Origin of the sequence: Aliiroseovarius sp. S2029 (assembly GCF_023195575.1) — a bacterium.
In the GTDB taxonomy this organism is placed as follows: Bacteria; Pseudomonadota; Alphaproteobacteria; order Rhodobacterales; family Rhodobacteraceae; genus Aliiroseovarius; species Aliiroseovarius zhejiangensis.
Window position 1 is genome coordinate 881,710 of sequence record NZ_JALPQE010000001.1, and the last position, 20,925, is coordinate 902,634.

At 57.3% G+C, this 20,925-nt stretch carries 31 protein-coding genes; 2 read left to right on the forward strand and 29 right to left on the reverse strand.

Annotated elements, in window-relative coordinates; genetic code table 11:
* Positions 1-111 precede the first annotated feature (111 nt).
* The 20 genes from MUY21_RS04365 to MUY21_RS04460 all read right to left on the reverse strand — a co-directional run bounded on the left by MUY21_RS04365 (position 112) and on the right by MUY21_RS04460 (position 10,991).
* Entirely contained in the window at positions 112-1,128 is a 1,017-nt protein-coding gene (locus MUY21_RS04365; RefSeq protein WP_248409128.1) for a DNA-directed RNA polymerase subunit alpha, read from the reverse strand.
* A 107-nt stretch (positions 1,129-1,235) separates the two neighbouring features.
* Positions 1,236-1,625, reverse strand: coding sequence for a 30S ribosomal protein S11 (gene rpsK, locus MUY21_RS04370; protein ID WP_014875982.1), 390 nt, complete (start codon positions 1,623-1,625; stop codon positions 1,236-1,238).
* 15 nt (positions 1,626-1,640) lie between these two features.
* Positions 1,641-2,009, reverse strand: coding sequence for a 30S ribosomal protein S13 (rpsM, locus tag MUY21_RS04375; protein ID WP_248409129.1), 369 nt, complete (start codon positions 2,007-2,009; stop codon positions 1,641-1,643).
* 247 nt (positions 2,010-2,256) lie between these two features.
* Positions 2,257-2,835, reverse strand: coding sequence for an adenylate kinase (locus MUY21_RS04380; RefSeq protein WP_248409130.1), 579 nt, complete (start codon positions 2,833-2,835; stop codon positions 2,257-2,259).
* A complete protein-coding gene (gene secY, locus MUY21_RS04385; protein ID WP_248409131.1) occupies positions 2,832-4,193 on the reverse strand; it encodes a preprotein translocase subunit SecY in 1,362 nt (453 codons plus the stop codon). The genes MUY21_RS04380 and secY overlap by 4 nt, the downstream gene beginning before the upstream one ends.
* A gap of 106 nt (positions 4,194-4,299) precedes the next feature.
* Positions 4,300-4,770 carry a 50S ribosomal protein L15 gene (gene rplO / locus MUY21_RS04390; RefSeq protein WP_248409132.1) on the reverse strand — a complete coding sequence of 157 codons (471 nt, stop codon included), beginning with the start codon at positions 4,768-4,770 and terminating at the stop codon, positions 4,300-4,302.
* A 159-nt stretch (positions 4,771-4,929) separates the two neighbouring features.
* On the reverse strand, positions 4,930-5,073 hold the full coding sequence (locus tag MUY21_RS04395; RefSeq protein WP_248409133.1) for a hypothetical protein: 144 nt from the start codon (positions 5,071-5,073) through the stop codon (positions 4,930-4,932).
* 169 nt (positions 5,074-5,242) lie between these two features.
* Positions 5,243-5,866, reverse strand: coding sequence for a type VI secretion system-associated protein TagO (locus MUY21_RS04400; protein ID WP_248409134.1), 624 nt, complete (start codon positions 5,864-5,866; stop codon positions 5,243-5,245).
* A 161-nt stretch (positions 5,867-6,027) separates the two neighbouring features.
* Positions 6,028-6,216, reverse strand: a complete 189-nt coding sequence (gene rpmD, locus MUY21_RS04405; RefSeq protein ID WP_248409135.1) for a 50S ribosomal protein L30 — start codon at positions 6,214-6,216, stop codon at positions 6,028-6,030.
* A gap of 12 nt (positions 6,217-6,228) precedes the next feature.
* Positions 6,229-6,798, reverse strand: coding sequence for a 30S ribosomal protein S5 (rpsE, locus tag MUY21_RS04410; RefSeq protein WP_091428170.1), 570 nt, complete (start codon positions 6,796-6,798; stop codon positions 6,229-6,231).
* A 109-nt stretch (positions 6,799-6,907) separates the two neighbouring features.
* Complete coding sequence (rplR, locus tag MUY21_RS04415; RefSeq protein ID WP_091428169.1) at positions 6,908-7,267, reverse strand: 50S ribosomal protein L18; 360 nt, start codon at positions 7,265-7,267, stop codon at positions 6,908-6,910.
* 11 nt (positions 7,268-7,278) lie between these two features.
* Positions 7,279-7,812, reverse strand: a complete 534-nt coding sequence (rplF, locus tag MUY21_RS04420; protein ID WP_191286623.1) for a 50S ribosomal protein L6 — start codon at positions 7,810-7,812, stop codon at positions 7,279-7,281.
* 12 nt (positions 7,813-7,824) lie between these two features.
* Positions 7,825-8,217 carry a 30S ribosomal protein S8 gene (rpsH, locus tag MUY21_RS04425; RefSeq protein ID WP_248409136.1) on the reverse strand — a complete coding sequence of 131 codons (393 nt, stop codon included), beginning with the start codon at positions 8,215-8,217 and terminating at the stop codon, positions 7,825-7,827.
* Between the two features lie 13 nt (positions 8,218-8,230).
* Complete coding sequence (gene rpsN, locus MUY21_RS04430; protein ID WP_191286628.1) at positions 8,231-8,536, reverse strand: 30S ribosomal protein S14; 306 nt, start codon at positions 8,534-8,536, stop codon at positions 8,231-8,233.
* Between the two features lie 19 nt (positions 8,537-8,555).
* Positions 8,556-9,119, reverse strand: coding sequence for a 50S ribosomal protein L5 (gene rplE, locus MUY21_RS04435; RefSeq protein WP_248409137.1), 564 nt, complete (start codon positions 9,117-9,119; stop codon positions 8,556-8,558).
* Positions 9,119-9,424, reverse strand: coding sequence for a 50S ribosomal protein L24 (gene rplX, locus MUY21_RS04440; protein WP_133484945.1), 306 nt, complete (start codon positions 9,422-9,424; stop codon positions 9,119-9,121). Before rplX ends, rplE begins: the two co-directional genes overlap by 1 nt.
* Before the next feature lies 1 nt (position 9,425).
* Entirely contained in the window at positions 9,426-9,794 is a 369-nt protein-coding gene (rplN, locus tag MUY21_RS04445; RefSeq protein WP_011567679.1) for a 50S ribosomal protein L14, read from the reverse strand.
* An 84-nt stretch (positions 9,795-9,878) separates the two neighbouring features.
* Positions 9,879-10,109 (reverse strand): 30S ribosomal protein S17, encoded by a 231-nt coding sequence (gene rpsQ / locus MUY21_RS04450; protein ID WP_191286630.1) that lies wholly within the window; start codon positions 10,107-10,109, stop codon positions 9,879-9,881.
* 14 nt (positions 10,110-10,123) lie between these two features.
* Complete coding sequence (gene rpmC, locus MUY21_RS04455; protein WP_191286631.1) at positions 10,124-10,324, reverse strand: 50S ribosomal protein L29; 201 nt, start codon at positions 10,322-10,324, stop codon at positions 10,124-10,126.
* A gap of 181 nt (positions 10,325-10,505) precedes the next feature.
* Positions 10,506-10,991 carry a bacterioferritin gene (locus MUY21_RS04460; protein WP_248409138.1) on the reverse strand — a complete coding sequence of 162 codons (486 nt, stop codon included), beginning with the start codon at positions 10,989-10,991 and terminating at the stop codon, positions 10,506-10,508.
* A 123-nt stretch (positions 10,992-11,114) separates the two neighbouring features.
* Between MUY21_RS04460 and MUY21_RS04465 the strand changes: the two genes are divergently transcribed.
* Entirely contained in the window at positions 11,115-11,738 is a 624-nt protein-coding gene (locus MUY21_RS04465; protein WP_248409139.1) for a TIGR02466 family protein, read from the forward strand.
* 187 nt (positions 11,739-11,925) lie between these two features.
* Positions 11,926-12,300: a hypothetical protein gene (locus MUY21_RS04470; RefSeq protein WP_248409140.1), complete on the forward strand. Its 375-nt coding sequence runs from the start codon at positions 11,926-11,928 to the stop codon at positions 12,298-12,300.
* 88 nt (positions 12,301-12,388) lie between these two features.
* Here MUY21_RS04470 and MUY21_RS04475 read toward each other — a convergent pair whose 3' ends face one another.
* The 9 genes from MUY21_RS04475 to MUY21_RS04515 form a co-directional block, all read right to left on the reverse strand.
* A complete protein-coding gene (locus MUY21_RS04475; RefSeq protein ID WP_248409141.1) occupies positions 12,389-13,885 on the reverse strand; it encodes a hypothetical protein in 1,497 nt (498 codons plus the stop codon).
* A gap of 10 nt (positions 13,886-13,895) precedes the next feature.
* Complete coding sequence (locus MUY21_RS04480) at positions 13,896-14,522, reverse strand: class I SAM-dependent methyltransferase (RefSeq protein ID WP_248409142.1); 627 nt, start codon at positions 14,520-14,522, stop codon at positions 13,896-13,898.
* A 1-nt stretch (position 14,523) separates the two neighbouring features.
* On the reverse strand, positions 14,524-15,468 hold the full coding sequence (locus MUY21_RS04485) for a glycosyltransferase (RefSeq protein WP_248409143.1): 945 nt from the start codon (positions 15,466-15,468) through the stop codon (positions 14,524-14,526).
* Complete coding sequence (locus tag MUY21_RS04490) at positions 15,465-16,472, reverse strand: flippase-like domain-containing protein (RefSeq protein WP_248409144.1); 1,008 nt, start codon at positions 16,470-16,472, stop codon at positions 15,465-15,467. Before MUY21_RS04490 ends, MUY21_RS04485 begins: the two co-directional genes overlap by 4 nt.
* Positions 16,473-16,490: 18 nt before the next feature.
* The gene (locus MUY21_RS04495; RefSeq protein WP_282568917.1) at positions 16,491-17,687 is read right to left on the reverse strand and encodes a glycosyltransferase family 2 protein; all 1,197 of its coding nucleotides are present in this window, start codon (positions 17,685-17,687) and stop codon (positions 16,491-16,493) included.
* 245 nt (positions 17,688-17,932) lie between these two features.
* Entirely contained in the window at positions 17,933-18,538 is a 606-nt protein-coding gene (locus tag MUY21_RS04500) for a pyridoxamine 5'-phosphate oxidase family protein (protein ID WP_248409146.1), read from the reverse strand.
* Positions 18,538-19,272 (reverse strand): lysophospholipid acyltransferase family protein, encoded by a 735-nt coding sequence (locus MUY21_RS04505; RefSeq protein ID WP_248409147.1) that lies wholly within the window; start codon positions 19,270-19,272, stop codon positions 18,538-18,540. Before MUY21_RS04505 ends, MUY21_RS04500 begins: the two co-directional genes overlap by 1 nt.
* The gene (locus MUY21_RS04510) at positions 19,272-20,177 is read right to left on the reverse strand and encodes an FtsX-like permease family protein (protein WP_248409148.1); all 906 of its coding nucleotides are present in this window, start codon (positions 20,175-20,177) and stop codon (positions 19,272-19,274) included. Before MUY21_RS04510 ends, MUY21_RS04505 begins: the two co-directional genes overlap by 1 nt.
* Positions 20,174-20,848, reverse strand: a complete 675-nt coding sequence (locus MUY21_RS04515; RefSeq protein ID WP_191286637.1) for an ATP-binding cassette domain-containing protein — start codon at positions 20,846-20,848, stop codon at positions 20,174-20,176. The genes MUY21_RS04510 and MUY21_RS04515 overlap by 4 nt, the downstream gene beginning before the upstream one ends.
* Positions 20,849-20,925 lie beyond the last annotated feature (77 nt).

The window sequence follows — 20,925 nt, forward strand, 5'->3', positions numbered from 1 at the left end:
GCTTTGTCTGTGAACCGATGCGTGTCGGTCCCTCTCCTTGGGGCAGGATTGCCCAGCTGTTCCCCGCATCAGGCGGGCATTAAGGGGCCACCGAAGCAGCCCCTGAATACTTTAGAACTGGTCTTCGAATTTCTTCGCCAGCTCTTCGATGTTCTCAGGCGGCCATTCCTCGACATCCATGCCAAGGTGCAGACCCATACCCGAAAGCACTTCCTTGATCTCGTTCAGCGACTTGCGGCCGAAGTTCGGCGTGCGCAGCATCTCGGCTTCGGTCTTCTGAATCAGGTCGCCGATATAGACGATGTTGTCGTTCTTCAGGCAGTTTGCCGAACGGACAGACAGTTCCAGCTCGTCGACTTTCTTCAAAAGAAGCGGGTTGAACTCAAGACCATCGTCTTCGTCCTGGCGACCAGCCGCTTCCGGCTCGTCGAAGTTCACGAAGATCGACAGTTGATCCTGCACGATGCGCGCGGCGAATGCCACGGCATCTTCCGGCGTGACGGAACCATCGGTTTCCAGCTTCAACGTCAGCTTGTCATAGTCCAGAACCTGACCTTCACGGGTCGGCTGAACGTCATAGCTGACCTTCTTGACCGGCGAATAGATCGCATCGACCGGGATCAGGCCGATCGGCGCATCTTCCGGCTTATTCTTGTCCGACGCGACATAGCCCTTGCCGGTGTTGACGGTCAGTTCCATGAACAAATCGGCACCATCGTCCAGGTGGCAGATCACGTGATCCTTGTTCAGGATCTCGATACCCGCGGTTTCGGTGATGTCACCGGCAGTCACGACCATCGGCCCTTTGGCCGAAATCGACAGGCGCTTGGGGCCTTCGACTTCCATGCTGATCGCCACGCCCTTCAGGTTCAGAACGATATCAGTGACGTCTTCACGCACACCCGCGACCGAGCTGAATTCATGCAGCACGTTGTCGATCTGCACCGACGTGATGGCCGCGCCTTGCAGGCTGCTCATCAGCACGCGGCGCAGGGCGTTGCCCAAGGTCAGACCAAAGCCGCGTTCCAGCGGCTCGGCCACGACGGTTGCCTGACGTGCGGGGTCGTTGCCCGGCTTGACGTCCAACTGTGTCGGCTTGATCAGTTCGGCCCAATTTTTGTGGATCATGCGTCCCTCCATACCAGTCCTGTCCCCATGTCCAAAGGGCAGGACGCCCGAGGTTAAAATGACGGAAACCGGGCCGCGACAACCGCAGCCCGGCGAAATAATACTGCTTAGACGCGGCGGCGTTTCGGCGGGCGGCAGCCGTTGTGGGCGATCGGGGTCACATCACGGATCGAGGTGATGTTGAAACCGACAGCAGCCAGAGCGCGCAGAGCCGATTCACGACCCGAACCGGGGCCTTGCACTTCGACTTCCAGCGTTTTCACGCCGTGCTCTTGCGCTTTTTTGCCAGCATCTTCTGCCGCCATCTGAGCCGCATAGGGTGTCGACTTGCGCGACCCTTTGAAGCCCATGGTGCCAGCCGACGACCATGAAATGGCGTTGCCTTGAACGTCCGAAATCAGGATCTTGGTGTTGTTGAACGAAGAGTTCACATGAGCAACACCGGAGGCGATGTTCTTGCGCTCTTTACGCTTAGTACGAGTCTTATCGCGTGCCATTGATCAAACCCTCCCTTATTTCTTCTTACCGGCAATGGCCTTTGCGGGGCCTTTGCGAGTACGAGCGTTGGTGTGGGTACGCTGACCGCGAACGGGCAGGTTACGGCGATGGCGCAGGCCGCGATAAGCGCCCAGATCCATCAGACGCTTGATGTTCATTTGAACTTCACGACGCAGGTCACCTTCAACGGTGTAGGTCGCGTCGATGTGTTCGCGGATGGCCAGAACTTCAGCATCCGAAAGCTCGTTCACACGACGTGTTTCGTCGATGTTCACGGCTTCGCAGATAGCTTTGGCCGAAGTATGACCAATTCCGGTGATATATGTCAGGGCGATCGGGACCCGCTTGTGGGTCGGGATGTTTACGCCAGCAATACGTGCCACGTAGTCTTTCCTTTCGTTGCGGTTCCGTAATGCCGGAACCTTTTTTCACAACGGAAGCCCGCCGGATTTTTCCTGCGGGCCGCGCTGAATTCTATGATCTGATGCAGCAAAGGAGCGACCTTGTTTGCATCGTGATTCCCGTCAGGGATGGGGTGACTTAGATGGGATTGCCACAGGCGTCAACCCGTCTTTGTCCATATGTCTGGATTTCCGAACCAATCGCTTCATCATGCACCGATTTAAAGGCTCAGGCGTCCAGAATACCCGCGATCTCGGCCTGCACTTCGTCTATCGTGCCAAGCCCGTTTACCGACCGCAGATCACCCTTGGCATAGTAGTAACCAATCAAGGGCGAGGTCTTCTTGTAGTATTCCATCAGGCGAATTTTCAGGCTTTCCTCATTGTCGTCGGCGCGTACGGGTTGGCCCGCCTTGCGCGCCTCCTCTGCTCGACCGACGATGCGGCCAACCAGCACCTCGTCATTGACCTGCATCTCGATCACCGCATCCAGAGACTGGCCGTGTTTCTCAAGCAATGCGCCCAGGGCATCGGCCTGTGCCAGCGTCCGGGGGAAGCCATCAAAGATAAACCCACCGCCGTTATCGCCTTCCAGCTTTTCTTCGATCAGGCCGATGACGATCTCGTCAGTGACAAGCTCGCCCGCATCCATGATCGCGGCAACCTTCTTGCCCATCTCGCTGCCCGAGGCTTTCGCCTCGCGCAGCATGTCGCCGGTGGACAGTTGGATCATGCCACGTGCTTCAACGAGCTTCGCGGCCTGCGTGCCTTTGCCTGCGCCGGGCGGTCCAAGCAGAATGATGTTCATCGACGCGACGGAGCCTTCTTCGAACGCTTCTTGCCGCGCAACTGCGACTTCTCGATCAGGCCTTCATACTGGTGAGCCAGAAGATGCGACTGAACCTGTTGAATCGTGTCCATCGTCACCGACACAACGATCAGAACCGAGGTGCCGCCGAAATAGAACGGGATCGCCAACTGGCTGCGCAGGATTTCCGGCAGCAGACAGACCGCGGCCAGATAGGCCGAACCAAGGACCAGCAGGCGGGTGACCACGTAATCCAGATACTCGGCGGTTTTCTTGCCGGGACGAATGCCGGGCACAAAGCCGTTCTGGTTTTTCAGATTGTCGGCGACTTCATCCGTCTTGAACGCCACTTCTTTCGTATAGAAGAAGGTGAAGAACACGATCATCGCCGTGAAGAACAGCAGGTAAAGCGGTTGACCCGGCCCGAAATAGGCGAGAATGACCGACATCACCGGCCCCGCCTGCCCCGAAGAGAAGGTCGAGATCGTGGTTGGCAACAGCAGAAGCGCCGAGGCAAAGATCGCCGGGATCACGCCCGCAGGGTTCACCTTGACCGGCAGGTGCGACGACCCGCCGTCATAGACCTTCATTCCCACCTGACGACGAGGGTATTGGATGTGGATCTTGCGCAGCGCGCGTTCCATGAACACCACGAAGGCGATCACGGCAACCACCATCACCAGCACCCCGATGATCACAGCAGGGCTGATCGCGCCCGACCGACCCGAGGCCAGGAATTGTGCCAAGGCAGCGGGGATTTCCGCCACGATGCCGACGAAAATGATCAGCGAAATGCCGTTGCCGATGCCGCGTGCGGTGATCTGTTCACCCAGCCACATCAGGAACATGGTGCCACCGACAAGAGTGATCACACAGGCGGCGATGAAGAACATCGACCCTAGGTCTTGCTGAACCAGGTCGCCGGCAAGAAGCGAATTTGCCAGCGCGAAAGCCTGCCCGGTGGCCAGCAGAACGGTGCCATAGCGGGTGTATTGGTTGATCTTCTTGCGACCCTGCTCACCCTCTTTCTTCAGCTGCTTCAACGGCTCCCACATGGAAGACAGAAGCTGCACGATGATCGAGGCCGAGATATAGGGCATAATGCCCAACGCAAAAACGCCCATACGGCTCAGCGCGCCGCCGGTGAACATGCCCAGCACACCCGCGATGCCGGATTGCGCCTGATCCATGAACTCGCGCAGGGCGGTGCCGTCAATTCCCGGAATGGGAATATAGGTGCCAAGGCGATAGATGATCAGAAGCCCGATCGTGAAGAAAATCCGCTGACGCAGCTCGGTCGCCTTACCAAAGGCGCCCCAGCTCATGTTCGCGGCCATTTGTTCTGCTGCAGATGCCATAAGGCCCCCTCGATCCATGTAAAACACCGCCGGACCGTTCCCGGCTCCGGCGGCGCTTGAAAACGTGAGTAGACATGTAAGGGGCGGCGGCGCCCCTCACAAGGTCTTATTCAGCCGCAGCCGGAGCAGCGACGGTCAGTTTGCCGCCCGCTTTTTCGACAGCTTCAACAGCCGATTTCGACGCGCCGGTCACGGTGATGTTGGCTTTGGCGGTCAGTTCGCCTTTGCCCAGCACACGGACACCGTCCAGCTTGCGGCGCACCAGACCCGAGGCAACCAGCGTGTCCTCGGTGATCTCTTTGGCGTCCAGCTTCTTCTCGTCGATGAATTTCTGGATCAGGCCCAGGTTGATAACAGCGAACTTTTTCCGGTTCGGCTTGTTGAATCCACGCTTGGGAAGGCGCTGATAGATGGGCATTTGCCCGCCTTCAAATCCCTTGATGGCAACGCCCGAGCGTGATTTCTGACCTTTGATACCACGACCACCGGTCTTGCCCATGCCGGAACCGGGACCACGGCCAACGCGTTTGCGGGGTTTGGTTGCGCCTGGATTGTCGCGCAGTTCATTCAATTTCATGTCGCTTCTCCTTGCCGGAACTGACCCACGAAGCGGAAGGGGCCAAACACGGCTTTTCTTGGTTTTGATTCTGTGGCGCAAGACGCCACCGGGGGCGTATAGACCCTTGCCGCGCTTCGCGCAAGTCTGGCGTCCATCGCGATGCGCTGTTGGCGAACGTTACTTGTTGCAGCCGCGCAAATACTCGGTCCAGGTCGGAACGCGGTCCGAGGTCAGGAAACGATGTGTAGCCGATTGGATGGAGGTGATCACCTCGGCAATGGCATTGGCCAGCGGGGCGACGGGAGTAACAAGGGCGTTCATGGTATTGGTCCTAAACGGGAATGATATGTTCGCGCCCTAATAGGAGGGGCGCGCGGAGAGGACCACAGTTGAATCCGAATTGCCGGGTTGCGGGGCGTGCATGGGTTGGGGGTGAAAGAGTCCACCCCTTACGCGCATGTACTAGATGGCGAAACTAACGGTTTCTGCACTACCAACTACAGGCGTCCCTCAAGGGCTTGACGGCCTCCGCCAGCCCTTCAATCCTAAACTCGGCAGTGACTGGGCTCTCGTTGAATGGCGTAAACCGGACCAGTAGAGTATCGTGACCAAGAAGCTTCTTGATCGCAGGAATTGCCTGTGAACCTCGCCACAAGCCAAGCGACCGGTTGTTGGTGCTTTCATTCATTCGATAGTCGTATGACTTCTCATCATCAACTCTGAAATCGACCCTTCCGTATCCACCAAATCCACTAGCTAAATGGCACTGCCCGGTCGCGATGATAAGTGATGTGGTGTTCTCCTGACATCGCGCATAGAGGACTATTTTCTCCGGACCCGCGAACCCTCCACAATTGACAGGTTGAGTGGAGGCGACAGACAGAAAGACATCTGTTGTATCCTCAAACTTGGATTTCTCTATTCTGGTATCCCATGCCCCCGTAGGCATTGAAGATTCAATAGACTCCGAAGTCGGCGTGCGGCCAGATACTTTATCGTAACACGCCAATCGATCCAAGTCGGTATCAATCTTTGCGCAGCGATCCAGCTTGACCTCGGCAAATGACGGAGCTGCCAGAATTATCAAAATTGAGAACACGGTGGGGCGTAGCATGTACTTGACCTCCAAGACTACTATTCGGTGCTACGATCATCTGGCAAACAATTATGGCGCGATTATGGAAATAAAAAATTGATAACCGTAAACAAAAAAACACCCCGGCCATTTCTGACCGGGGTGCTTTCAAATCTTCAAGAACTGGTCCAAGCCGAAGCTCAGCCTTTTTCTTCGATGATCTCCACCATATGCGGGATCGACGCGACCATGCCGCGGATGGCAGGTGTGTCTTCCAGCTCACGGGTCTTGTGCATCTTGTTCAGGCCCAGCCCGATCAGCGTCTGGCGCTGCTTGGCGGGGCGGCGGATCGGGGAACCGATCTGCTTGACGACGATGGTTTTAGCCATGGATCAGTCTCCTTACGCGTCTGCGGCTTCGGCATCTGCCGGAGCTTCAGATTTGGCGCCCAGAATGTCGGCGACTTTCTTGCCGCGACGTTGGGCGATCATGCGGGGGCTGGCTTCTTTTTGCAGCCCGTCGATGGTTGCACGGATCATGTTATAGGGGTTTTGCGACCCGATCGACTTCGACACCACGTCCTTGATGCCCAGCATCTCGAACACGGCACGCATCGGACCACCGGCAATAATACCGGTACCTTCCGGAGCGGTCCGCATCACAACCTTACCGGCACCGTGACGACCTTCGATGTCGTGGTGCAGGGTGCGGCCTTCGCGCAGCGGCACGCGGATCATCTGGCGCTTGGCTTGCTCGGTGGCTTTGCGAATGGCCTCGGGGACCTCTTTCGCTTTACCTTTACCAAAGCCGACGCGGCCCTTCTGGTCGCCGACAACCACGAGAGCTGCAAAGCCAAAGCGCTTACCACCCTTCACGGTTTTCGACACACGGTTGATCGCAACCAGGCGATCTGCAAATTCCGGGGTTTCGTCGCGGTCGCGACGGTTCCGGCGGTTCTCACGTTCTGCCATCAGAACATCCTTTCATGGTGGCGCGCTTGGTCTGCGCCGTTCAACTCGATCCCAGTGGGCAGGTTGCCCCCGGATCATCGGAGGGGCGTTGCCGCCCCCCACAGGTTTCTTAGAACTTCAGCCCGCCTTCACGCGCGGCGTCGGCCAGAGCCTTCACCTTGCCGTGATACAGGAAGCCGCCGCGGTCGAAATAGCATTCTTCCACACCGGCCTTCTTGGCGCGTTCCGCGATAGCGGCCCCCACCTTGGCGGCTGCGTCGATGTTGTTCTTGCCAACCACGCCCAGATCCTTCTCGAGCGAAGAAGCCGAAGCCAGGGTGACGCCATTCACATCGTCGATCAGCTGTGCGCTGATGTTCTTGTTCGAGCGGTGCACCGACAGGCGCATCTTGCCCACGTTGTGCTTGCGCAGGCTGTTCCGGACGCGCAGGCGGCGCTTGAGGAACAGGGTCCGTTTGCTGTTTGCCATCTGTCTGGTCCTTACTTCTTCTTACCTTCCTTGCGGAAGATGTACTCGTCTTTGTATTTGATACCTTTGCCTTTATAGGGCTCGGGCTTACGCCATGCGCGAATGTTGGCCGCGACCTGGCCGACGAGTTGTGGGTCGATGCCTTCGACAACGATTTCGGTCTGCTTCGGCGCCGTCACGGTGACACCCTCGGGTGCAACGTAATCGACGTCGTGCGACAGGCCGAGGTTCAGCTTCAGGACATTGCCCTGCATCTGAGCACGATAACCAACACCGTTGATTTCCAGCTCTTTCTTGAAGCCGTCGGTGACGCCCGTGACCATGTTGGCAACCATCGTGCGGCTCATGCCCCACTGCTGACGGGCACGCTTGGACTTGCCGCGCGGCTCGACATTGATCTGGCTGTCCTCGACGGTGATGGTGACATCGTCGGTGGCGGTGAAGCTCAATGTGCCTTTCGGCCCTTTCACTTCAACGGTCTGACCCGACTGCGTCACAGAAACGCCGCTGGGCAGTTCGACCGGTTTTTTCCCAATACGAGACATTCAAAGGCCTCCTTAGAAGACGGTGCAAAGCACTTCGCCACCAACATTCTGGTTGCGAGCGTTTGCATCGGACATGACGCCTTTGGGGGTCGAGACAATCGAAACGCCAAGGCCCTGACGGACCTGCGGGATGTCTTTCACGCCCATATAGACGCGACGGCCGGGGGTCGAAACCCGTTTCAGTTCGCGGATGACCGGAACGCCGTCAAAGTATTTCAGGCTGATTTCAAGGGTGGGGTGCCCACGCTCGTCAGTGCCTTTTTCGTAGCCGCGGATGTAGCCTTCGTCAGCCAAAACATCCAGAACCCAAGCACGCAGCTTCGACGCCGGGGTCGAAACAACCGACTTGCCGCGCAGTTGCGAGTTGCGGATACGGGTGAGCATATCGCCGATAGGATCGTTCATATCTGTCTCTCCCTTACCAGCTTGATTTCACCAGGCCGGGGATCTGGCCGTTCGAGCCAAGTTCCCGCAGCGCGATCCGCGATACTTTGAGCTTACGATAGTAAGCGTGCGGACGACCGGTCAGCTGGCAACGGTTGTGCAGCCGGGTCGCCGAGCTGTTGCGCGGCAGTTTTGCAAGTTTCAGGCGCGCCTTGAAACGCTCTTCCATCGACTTGCTTTCGTCGTTTGCGATCTCTTTCAGCGCGGCACGTTTGGCGGCGTATTTTTCCACCAGACGCTGACGCTTCTTCTCGCGTTCGATCATTGCTTTTTTAGCCATGTCTATTCCTTCCCGCGGATCAGCTGTTGAAGGGCATGTTGAAATGCTTCAGCATGCTCTTTGCTTCCGCGTCGGTTTTCGCGGTGGTGGCAATCACGATGTCCATGCCCCAGTTTTCATCAACTTTGTCGAAGTCGATTTCCGGAAACACGATGTGCTCTTTCAGGCCCATGGCATAGTTGCCACGACCGTCGAAAGAGGTGCCCGGAACGCCGCGGAAGTCGCGGATACGGGGCATCGCAATGGTGATCAGACGGTCCAGGAATTCATACATCCGGTCGCCGCGCAGGGTCACTTTCGCACCCAGCGGCATGTCCTCGCGGACACGGAAACCAGCGATGGATTTCTTGGCTTTCGTCGTCAAAGCCTGTTGACCTGCGATGATCGTCAGGTCAGCAACCGCCGACTTGGCTTTCTTCGAGTCCTTCACGGCTTCGGCGCCACAACCAATGTTCAGAACGATTTTTTCCAGACGCGGGATCTGCATGTCGTTCTTGTAGCCGAATTCCTCTTTCAGGGCGGCACGGATGCTGTCCTTGTAAAGGGCTTTCAGACGGGGGGTGTAGTTTGCGGTATCAAGCATCAGACAGTCTCCCCGGTGGTTTTGGCGTACCGCACTTTCTTGCCGTCTTCCTCGCGGAAACCGACGCGCGTTGCTTTGCCGTTCTTGTCCAGCAGGGCCAGGTTCGACAGCTGGATCGGCATCGCTTGCGGGATGCGGCCACCTTGGCTGTTCTGGCTTTGGCGGGTGTGGCGGATGGCGATGTTCACGCCGTCAACGACGGCTTTGCCGGCCTTCGGGTCAACGCTGGTGATTTCACCTTGCTTGCCCTTGTCCTTGCCGGCCAGAACGACGACCTTGTCGCCTTTTCTCAACTTGGCAGCCATCTTACAGCACCTCCGGAGCCAGCGAGATGATCTTCATGAAGTTCTTCGCGCGCAGTTCGCGAACAACCGGTCCAAAGATACGGGTGCCGATCGGCTCGTTGTTGTTGTTCAGAATAACGGCCGCGTTGCGGTCGAAGCGGATGGCGGTGCCGTCTTCACGACGGACCTCTTTGGCGGTGCGCACGACGACGGCCTTGCGGACGTCCCCTTTCTTTACGCGACCGCGCGGGATGGCTTCCTTGACCGAGACGACAATGATGTCGCCAACGGATGCGTATTTACGCTTGGAACCACCCAGAACCTTGATGCACTGAACTCGGCGAGCGCCTGAGTTGTCAGCAACATCCAGATTTGTTTGCATCTGGATCATGTGGTTTCTCCCGACCTTCTGGGCGCCGATGCGTGGCGAAAATCCCAGGGTTTCGACTTGTTAAGTCGTCCGGGAAGGCAAAACTCAGCCTTCCAGAACTTCCCAACGCTTGGTTTTCGACTTCGGCGCGCATTCGATGATGCGGACGGTGTCGCCTGCCTTGTAGGCATTCTTTTCGTCGTGAGCGCGATATTTCTTCGACTTACGAACGGTTTTCTGAAGCAGCGGGTGCTTGAAGCGGCGTTCAACCGAAACCGTGACGGTTTGTTCGTTGGCGGCCGAGGTGACAACACCTTTCAGGATACGTTTGGGCATTCGTCTGGCTCCTCTTACTCAGCCGCAGCGCGGGCTTGTTCGTTCAGAATGGTTTTCACGCGAGCCGCATCGCGGCGCACTTTACGCATCTGAGCGGTGTTTTCGAGGGCGCCGGTGGCCTGCTGAAAACGCAGGTTGAAGGCCTCTTTCTTCAGTTCTGCCAGCTTTTCACGCAGCTGGTCAGGAGACTGATCACGCAGTTCCTTGGCGTTCATTCGCCTGTTCCTTTCCTTGCACCAGAGAGCTCTACCCGTCTTTGCTGGCAGGTCACCCTTTGTCTGGTGGGTTATATGCAATACACACGAATCCCGTTGCCGGGAATCCGCGAGATGTGCGTCTATAGGGGGGTTAGGCCATTATGGCAACAGCAAAGCGCGTGTTTTATTCAGATAGCGCCTATGCCTCTTCCTCAACGCCGCCGCTGACGAATTTCGAAGCATAACGTTGCTCGCCGATCCGTTCGATCAAATTCAACTGAAGCTCAAGCCATCCACGGTGTCCGACTTCGTCAATCGCGATCTCTTCAAACAGGGCTTTGGTCGCGAGGTCATCTGCGTCATAGGCAGCCTTGGAGGCTTGTGTGTAAAAAGCGATGGCCTCTTTCTCGTCGTTCAAATCGGATTCGAACATGTCCTTTAACGTCTTGGCCGTTTTCGGGGTGGCGGCAAAGGCGATCTCAGGTTCACCACCCAGTTCCAGTATGCGTGTCATGAAACGGTTGGAATGCTCCAGTTCTTCCTTGAATTCGCCGCGCATGCTCTCGGCCAACTTGTCCAGCCCCCAATCATCCAGCACATGTGCATGTAGTTGATACTGATGTGCTGCGGTCATTTCCATTTGAAGCGCTGTATTCAGGTGTTTGCAAATCGTTTCGTTAGACATGTCCCAACTCCTTTTCTTCCGTGTTCGTCCTCAACGTAAGCATCTGCAAAATGCCTTCAACCAGCGTGCAAATATGTCGCATTAAGGCTCGCCCCTTTTTTGCAAGTGTTCTACAACGTCCCCATGCCCAACATATCCTCCCTCTTCGTGACCCGCCTATACCACGCTCAACTGTCCGAGTTTGACCCGAAGGTCAGCCAGGACGAGCTTTATGACAGCTGCTATTCCATCGCCGAGGATGACGAGGCCGGGCAGGAATGGTGCGAGGCCGAGGGCTATCCCGGCTACACCTCTTACGCCTCCCTGACCGACCTGCCGTGGAGGTTCCCGATCTTCAAGGATCTGGTCGACGCGCTGGACAAGCATGTCGCCGCCTTTGCCGAGGATCTGGAGTTCAATCTGGATGGGCGCGAATTGGTGCTGGAAGACATCTGGATCAACATCCTGCCCCCCGGCGGCTATCACTCGGCCCATATCCATCCGCATTCGGTGATTTCCGGCACCACCTATCTGGCCCTGCCTGAAGGCGCCGGCGCACTGCGTTACGAAGATCCGCGCCACGCCCGTATGATGGCCGCCCCGCCCCGCCGCAAGAATGCCCGGGAAGAACTGCAAGGTTTCATCACCAAACGCCCAGCCGAGGGCGATGTGCTGCTCTGGGAAAGCTGGCTGCGGCATGAGGTGATGCAAAACACCGGTGAGGAAGAGCGGCTGTCGGTCAGCTTCAACTACAAATGGGGCGAATAGACTCGCCCATCGGTGCGTCTCCGCCTGATGCAGACGACAACCGGGCGAAAAGCCGCGAAGCCAGCGGCAATCCAAGCGTGTGATATTGTATATCAACCCTGCTCCCGGCAGTTTCGCTTCGATTGGAACCCAGACGTTCGCAGGCCGTTTACATGAAACGCCAAACGAACAACGGATGGAGTGATTGATGAAAACTGCAACCAATACCGCCCTGGCGCTCGTGCTGATACCGCTGCTCGCAACCGCCGGTTTTGCCGGAAACGGCAATGGCAAGGCGAAGGGGCACGGTCAGGCAAAGCGGATGCACGGTGGCGCGATTGTCCAGAACTGCCCGCCCGGACTGGCCAAGAAAAACCCACCCTGCGTCCCACCCGGCCTCGCGAAACCACGGGTTGGCGACCATCTGGATGACTACGATTATTATCGCTTCACTGACTATGACCGCTATCGGCTTGATCCGAACTATCGCTACTACCGCGTCGGGGAAATGATCTATCGCGCCGACCCGACCACCTTCAAGGTGCTTGAGGTGATCGGATTGATGGACGAGCTGTTGCGCTAAATCGCTTTCGGGACTGCAAACCGGCGACTCCACATGTCGAGAAGCAGATATTGGGCTGGGCGAGTCTCGGCCCGTGCCGAACCTCGCGCTAGTCGTCGTAGACACCGTTGAACAACGATGGTCGGACTGGCGGCACCGACAAGAGATGTGTGTGGCTGGCGAGGGGCAGCATGATATGGGGCGTCAAATAACCATAATTCGCCCTGAGCGCCGTATTGAAGACATCGCCCAAACTGTCCGTTCTATAGGTTGAAATCACAAGGCGCGGCTCTGCACGTTGCAGCGCACCGTAAAGAACCGATTGCCGCCCTTCTTCAACGGTTTTTTCTACGGCTTGTGCGTCCAACCAAAGGCGCGGCTCCATGCGGCGGCTGGGGATCATACCGATACCATCGAAATATGTATCCTCGTCTGCAAGCAGCACTTCCGCCCGCTGGATAACCGCCAACTGATGGCGGTTATCATGCCCCAGGTATTGAGCATTGCGTACAAAGCTCTGAACAGCGACGACAACCAGAATCACAGTCGCAATTGTGGACGATCTTGTCGACTGCCGCTTCAAAGACGTAAGCGCGATGGCACCGTAGACTGATAAAAAAGGCAGCGCCATTGTGAACACATATGGCCAAGTTTGATTGTGCAGGAAGACGAAGGCGGAAAGCGAAACGGTGAAGACCAGAAAGATCCGCGCAGTGCTTTCAAGTCTATGGAAGCGCAGGGCGGACAGCAGAAGCCCGACGACAACCAACCCATATGCAAGCGGATTGCGCTGAAGCGTTTGCCATACATATAGGTCCAACTGGTCATAATAGCTGCCGCCGTGCAGAGCAACTTCGGTAGGGCCGAGGAACAGAAGCTTCAACACCTGCGGCATCGCGGCGCCACCCAGAAGGGCGCCATAGATTGCAATCGCTCCAGCCCAGCCAATTATGAGCAACCCTCCACGCCAAAGCGCGCGAGAGGCAGATAGCATGAAAGCCGCATCCACCACCAACGCAACCCCAAGGGAGAAGTTGAAATAGACCGACTTCTGCGTCGTCACGAAGGCCAGCCCACTCAGCAGGCCCGCGACAAGAAGAGTTCGGGCGCGGTCGGCTTCGTATCGAATGACGACCAACATGGCCATGGCCGCGAACAGGATCGCAAGGGGTTCCGAGCGCAGCCGAAACCCACGCTCAATGAAGTTGCTGAAGCTCAACAGCAATGCCACGGCAAGAATGGACGTCAGGCGGTCGTGGCCCAGAGCGCGAGCGCATTTGAAAACGCAGAATGCCACTCCAATTGCAAGAAATGCTGTGGTCAGTCGACCCGCCATCAGCATCGACGTTGCGTCCCATCCGATCAGATGGGAAAGCTCGTAGAAAAGGACGTAACCAACCGCTTTCTTAGGCCAGATCGTCGAGAATATCCCGTCGAAAAGATAGACCGGTTGGCTAAAGTGCCAAAACTCGTCCATCACGAAACGAGTGTTGACCGCCAACACCAGCAACATGGCGATTTTCATCAGGATGAACAGCCGCATCGCAGTTGATAGCATCCGCTCTCGGTTGTCAGAAAGTGGTTGAATGCTCGAGATGTCCGTCATGCCAAATGCCCTATTTGACGATCTTGAAGGCATGGTTCTGTGACCAGGGCTTGATCGACTGCTCTGCCACAATTGCATCTTGCCCGAACACGGAAGTGATCAAGTCCCTCTGATCTTGCAAGGGCATGTAAGCCACGTTCTTGTCGCCGCCGATGTGAACATCCGCAAAATAGCAGGCGGCATGGATCGGCGTCTTTCGTTTCAGCCAGTCCTTGAACACAAGTACGCCACCTGGAACAAGCAGCTGCTGCGCAGCTTTCAGAATGTCCACACGAAGGGCGCCCGGAACGTGATGCATAACGTCATTGATCACAATCAGATCAAACTTCCCCGCCGCCTCTTTCGCCAGATCCTGAGCGTCAATCTGACGAAACTCGGCCCGTTCATCTTCGAACATGCGTCCCAGATGCGGAATAATGTCGATGCCAAGATAAGACGCATCGGGAAAATCCCGGCACAGGCGTTCTGCCAAAGCACCCTCTCCGCAGCCGATTTCGCAGATGGCCGTCGGTTCGGTCCAGCCACGGATGCAATCGGAAAGATCTTCCAAGTCAATAAAGATGCGCCGGTACAATTCCGAGACGTGTCTTTCGTAAGGACCAAAGGCGCGCCTTACAGTTGCTCCGATCGAACCCATTTCATGTTCCTCGTTTTAGTGCCAGCTTAAGCCGGGGTGCCAATCTGTTCTTGATTTGGGTGCTGATGAAAAACCTGCGCCACTCGAGTGGTCCAAGCATAAGAAAGCTGCTAAGGGCTCGACCGACACCATGTATGCTTCGATGGTGGAGACCTGCCAAACAGACATTGAGCGCATTCGACGCTTGAGCAAGTCTGCGCAGACGCGTCGCCAGCCGTTCTGGAAGATTGGGCAGATGGCGGTCAAGCGGTACATCCAACTGATGCCTAAAAGCGTGAAGATCCCGCGAACCCGTCATGGTCAACGACGAGGCATGAATGCGAAACGCAGCGGCACACGCTGGATCCCAGACCAGACCGTTTTCGGCAAGATCCAGCCAAAGGTCCCAGTCCGCGGTGTACCAAAGCTCTTCGTCCAGCCCTCCCTTGTGTAGCGCAACATCACGCCGAAACATGACAGACGGCAGCGCGATGGTATTCTGTACGATCAGGTGGGAAAGCGCTTGCTCGCAGTGCAGGGCGCGGCGCGCATTTCCGAAGGGTGGACCCATTTGACCGATGGTTCTTCCTTGTTCGTCAATCAGGGCCGCACCATGCACCCAGATGTCGACATCTTGATGCCGGTTGCTCATGTCTTTCAGAAGCGCTGCGCGCCCATTCGCCCAGATATCATCTTGGTGCAACATAGTGACGAGCGGCGCGCTGGCTGCTCGCAAACCGATATTCGTATTCTCGGTCCAGGACTTGCCTTCGGGATTGTCGATAATGCGGATTGGAAGCGAAGTCTGCGCCGCTTGAAGAACATCCCGACTGCCATCTGTTGAACCCTGATCGACAGCAATGATCTCGATCCCGTCACATTGATCTGCGAGGGATGACAAGGCGTCGTTTAGCGTTGCCCGACCGTTGAACACGGGCATGATGACGGATAGCCAGGGCAGCCTCACGCCGCACCCCGATTCTGCGATTGAAAACCTGCAAGAAGAAACGGAGCGGCCAGAAAAAATCCAAGTGTCGAGATGACGCGCAACGCCAACGCGGCCTCAACCGCTTGATCGAAGGGCAAGCCTTCCTTCGCCAGCACACCAGCCCATGTCACTTCCACCACTCCCAGCCCGCCCGGAAAAACGGGAAGCGACATCAGAAACAGCACCAGCGGATAGGCGATAAGAAGCGGGAGGATGTCCACATCCGCGATGAAGCTGAGCAGCAGAACATTCAGCGCGGTCAACAACACATACCCTAACAGGCTCAGAGTGGTGATTGTCGTCAGGATGCGATCTGGCAGTCGTGCCGTCCGCTCAAGACCGTGACGCACACTTGTAGCCATCGTTGAAAGAAATGACGTTCCTTGATCCGCAAGGCGTGACAAGATTTTCGACAGCAGCTGGATGGCAAATCTCACAAAGACAACCATCAGGAGCAGGGCGAGGATCGCGAGGATCATATCGAACCTCCAGTCAAGCGCGGGTACCAGGAACAGGAAACTAAGAACGGCTGCACTAACCAACACCAAAAGCTGAAAAGTCTGTTCTAAGGCGGACGTCCCTACGGATCGTAAAAGCGGGATGTTGAACCGTCTTGCGAACCACGCGCGAATGATCGGAGTGCACAGTTGGATCGGCAGAAACTGCCCGGCAATAGCCGCCGTCGCCGTCGCCGCCGTAGCATGTCGAAGAGAAAGGGTTTCACCATCTGGGAACACCGCTTTCAATAGCACGATCCATCGCACCGCCGCCAACACAACGATAGCAGCCTGGACAAGAGCGATAACGCTATAGGCCCAAAGCGGTACACGAGCGCACAAGGCCAGAAAATCCGCTGTCGACGCTCCGCTGCCCTGAAACAGAATGACCAAGCCCAGGATGGCGGCAGCGGCAATCGTCAACGCAATCCACAGTCTGCTTCGTTCAGCTTCAATGCTGCCTATGATCCTTTTCCCTCTCATCATGCTTGCTGACCGTGCGGCTCAGGCCCGGATGGCGAGCTGATGCCTAGAACGGTTTCCCGACACCACTGACATGAGGAACCCGGAAAAGAACACCTGTGCGCCAATCACGCACATCGTTCCTGCGGCGATCATCGACCGCATTGCACTCAAGCCCGCATAGTCCGACGCGATCCAGCCAAAGGTGATCGTGCTGATCCACGTGATCCCACCTGCAATCAAAAGGAGGCCCGCCAGCAGCCAATACTCAAGCCGCGACGCATTCAGGAATGCACGCACGCGTTTGCCAGGTTGCCGGATACGTTCCCGGTAGTTGTAAAGCTGGGCGAACAAGCCTATCGCGATTGTCTGAACCGAAATAATCATTGCAGCACTGGCCAGGACTGCCCAATGGCTGCCAAAGAAGAGGTTCCCGATCTGAACCAGTTCATCACCACCGACCGCGAGCAACGCAGTCATCATCACCAATCCAAATAGCCCAAGCGCCAAACCCGGAACCATGAACAGCCAGCTTGGGCTGAGCAGAAGCATATAAATCAAGTGGCGCATGCCGTCGCGCCACGGGTTCAGATGAGGGGGGCGACCACGTTCGTCAGGGGACAAAGTGACCGGAACTTCTTCGATCTTGTAATCCAGCAAGACCGATTTCAGAAGCATTTCCGAAGCAAATTCCATCCCCGTCGAGGACAGGTTCAGACGCTCCAACGCAGGAGTCGTCAATGCACGCAGCCCGCAATGAGCATCGCCGATCCTGGTCTTGAACAAAAAGCGCAGAATACCAGAAAGCGCGGGATTGCCGATATATCGGTTCTTCCACGGCATGGCGCCGGGCTTGATGCCGCCACGAAACCGATTGCCCATACACAAATCGGCGCCATTCAACAGCTTCTCGATCATCGGGACCGCTTCGACAAAATCATAGGAACAGTCACTGTCGCCCATCACAAGGTACTGCGACTTCGCGGCGCGAAAACCAGCGATCAAGGCTGCGCCATATCCGCGCTCCGCCACATCAACAACACGCGCTCCCGCGCTCCTGGCGATTTCCTGACTGCCATCGGTGCTGCCATTGTCCGCAACAACAACTTCCCCAGAAAGGCCGAACCTCCCCTGAATTTCGACCAATGCCTCCTTTGCCCTGCGCACACATTTTTCCAGCGTTGCCGCCTCATTCAAACATGGCAAAACAAATGCAACAGAGATGGCTTCTTCCTTCATGGACTTCCCTCTCGACCAAACCAACTTAGAAACAATTCGTTTCCGATACTGCGTTTTTTTTGTCGAGATTTGGGCGGGCTTCGTTCGAATTGAAGATTTAGCAGCGAACGCGGCACCGAATTGAAACGAATGCCAAGGATTTGCGCAGCTGGTTAGTGTCCAGATGCCTGTTCAAATGCAAGTTTCACCTTGCCGCCCCTTCCACAACGCCATCAATGCCGGACATTTGACGGTCGATCACCGGCTCACCACATCGTCGACTTGGCGCGCGCAGGCCAGTCCCTGTCGTAAGCCGCGCCGTCGAATGCGCCCGAAGTCAGGTCGGTCATCATCTGACCGATTGTCGGCAACCCGGCACTGTCATCCCCGCCGGACCATAGATTTGATCGCACGATCGCGCGCGCGCACTGGGGATAGACCTCGTGAATACGGATCACGATCACAACGCGGGGCTGCTTGCCGCCCTTGTCGAACCTCGCCCGCAGGTCGGCATCAGTTGTCAGGCGTGCCTGTCCATTCACGCGCATCACATTCTTTGACCCCGGCACCATGAACATCAGCGACACGCGCGGGTCGCGGACGATGTTGCGAAGGCTGTCGATCCGTTCGTTTCCACGCCAATCCGGCAGGGCGAGCGTCCGCGGATCAAGCACTGTCACCACAGACCCGTCATCCCCGCGCGGGCTGCCATCGGTGCCTTCCGGTCCCACTGTGGTCAACACGCAAAATCGCGAGGCTTCGATCCAGGTCCGATACGCCGATGTCAGGTGATCCGTTACTTTCCGGACCGCCATCTCGACCGGGGTGCCATACAGCGCCTCAAGCTCTTCAACCGTCTCCAGGTAATCCATCATACACCCACTTTCATCCCTGCTTCCCGCATCAGCGCATTTGATCCGGTCTCGATCGTGTCTTCGAGCTGTTTCATGAAATCATTCAACTCAAGCCCCGGCTCGATGCGGGGATGGAACTCCACCACAGCAAGGCCGGGATGGCGCATGATGCCGTGGCGCTTCCAGAACACGCCCACATTGGTCGCAGCCGGCACGCAGGGTTGCCCGGTTTCGCGATACAGAACACCAGTGCCGATCTTGTAGGGCTTGGTCTCGCCCGCCCCGACGCGCGTGCCTTGCGGAAAAATGATCAATTGCCCCGGCAGAGCAGCCCCCGATTTCACGTCTGCCAGCATCTGTTTGATCGCGGCCCCGCGTTTGCCCCGGTCAACGGCAACGCAGCCGATACGATAGGCATAGTAGCCGAGGATCGGGGCCCATTTCAGTTGTTTCTTCATGATGAACTTCGGGCGCGGCACGGCCGAGGTGATCATGATGATGTCCAGAAAACTCTGGTGCTTGGATGCAATCACCACCTCATCCGTCGGCGCCTCGCCACGAATTTCGGTCTTCAAACCCACCATCCAGCCTGCTGTCCAACGAACCCAGCGGCAATAGGTGTGGATCGCCGAAAACGCATAGTCACGCTTCAGGATCGCCAGCGGTGTGAAAAACACGGCCAGCACCGCCATCATCAGATACATCTGCACAATGAACACAAGTGACCGCAGCCATTGGAATGCGTGGCGCATCAGCGTTTCTCCTGCAACACGGTCCGGGCAGTCTGCCGCGTGGCGGCAAATGCCACAAGGGCAGCAAGTGGCGGGATCAGCAACGGCCACAACCACTGCCAGCCTTCAAACCCCAGATCAGTCAGGAAATTTCCCTGCTCGCCCGACGAGGGCATCAGAAACACGGCCAACGCCCCCAGAACCGTCCCGACAGACGCGCCACCCAGCGCGCGCAGGGTGTAGCGACGCACGAACGCATTTGCGATATAGTTGTCCTGCGCCCCCACAAGGCGCAACACACGGATCACCTGCTCATTGGCGGCCAGCGCCGCCGACGCCGCCAGCGTGATCACCACGCCTGCCAGGGCGCCAATCAGGACGATGGACACAAAGCCCAGCGCGCGCAGGCGCTTGGCGGCCCTGACCAGCGGTTCACGCCAACGGGTGTGATCGTCCAGGATCGCCCCGGGCGCCTCGCCCGCCAATCGGGCGCGCAGCCCTTCGGCATCGAATCCATCGCCCTCCTCGATCACTTCGATCAGCCGGGGAATGGGCAACTGATCCAGTGGCAGATCAGGACCGAACCACGGGGCAAGCAGGGCGCGCTGCTCGTCATCGCTCAGGGGGCGGGCATTCCCGATCCCCGGTGTGGTGGCCAGGATGTCCATCACGGTCAGAACCTGCGCGTCCATCTGGTCAACCGGCGCGTTTATGCGGATGGTCGAGCTTTTGGCCAGCGCCTCGCCCCATCGATCCGCCACCCGGCCCGTCGCGAGCGATAAGGCCAGTGCGAAGACGGCCAGAAACGCCATCGACGCGGCGGCGAACACCGTCAGGCGGGCGGTATAGCCGGTCGGGGGCACAAGCCGGTCTGCCTGCGCGTCCCCGGCAAGAAAATGCAGGAAGGTCTCCAGTCGCGCGTTCATAGATCCGCCCCCGCCTGATGAAGCTGCTTGTTCGATATGCGCAGCACCCGGGCTTGTATCTGCGCCTTGGCAGATCGGATCAGGTTCATGTCATGGGTGGCAATCAGCACCGTCTTGCCCATCTTGTTCAACTCGACCAGCAGGCGCAGAAGGCGCAGCGACATATCCCAATCGACGTTTCCGGTGGGCTCATCGGCCAGGATGACATCGGGCGACATCACCACCGCACGGGCAAGCGCCGCCCTTTGCCGTTCGCCACCCGACAACTCCGGCGGTTTCGCATCGCGCTGCGGGGTCAATCCGACCCAGGCCAGCAGGTCGTCCAGTTCGGACGGGTGTTCAAGGCTTCGCCCGGACACAGTCAGCGGAAGAGAGACGTTTTCGGCGACGTTCAGATGATCCAGAAACTGGCAATCCTGATGCACCACACCGATCCGCCGTCGCGCCCTGGCAACATCGTCGCGCGACATCTGTTGCGTATCCTGATCAAACAGCGACACCCGCCCCCGTGTGGCAGTCAGTTCGGCATAGCACAGCTTGATCAGAGTCGTTTTCCCGGCCCCTGACGGACCTGTCAGAAAGTGGAACGACCCCGGTGCAAGTTTCATGGAAATGTCGGATAAAAGAGTGCTGCCCCCATATCCGTAGGACACTTGTTCCAGTTCGATCACACGATGCCCTCACCTCTGTTTGGCGACAGTTTTGCCTCAGCCATGCGTTTGTTTCAATGCACTGCTTGCAATGATTT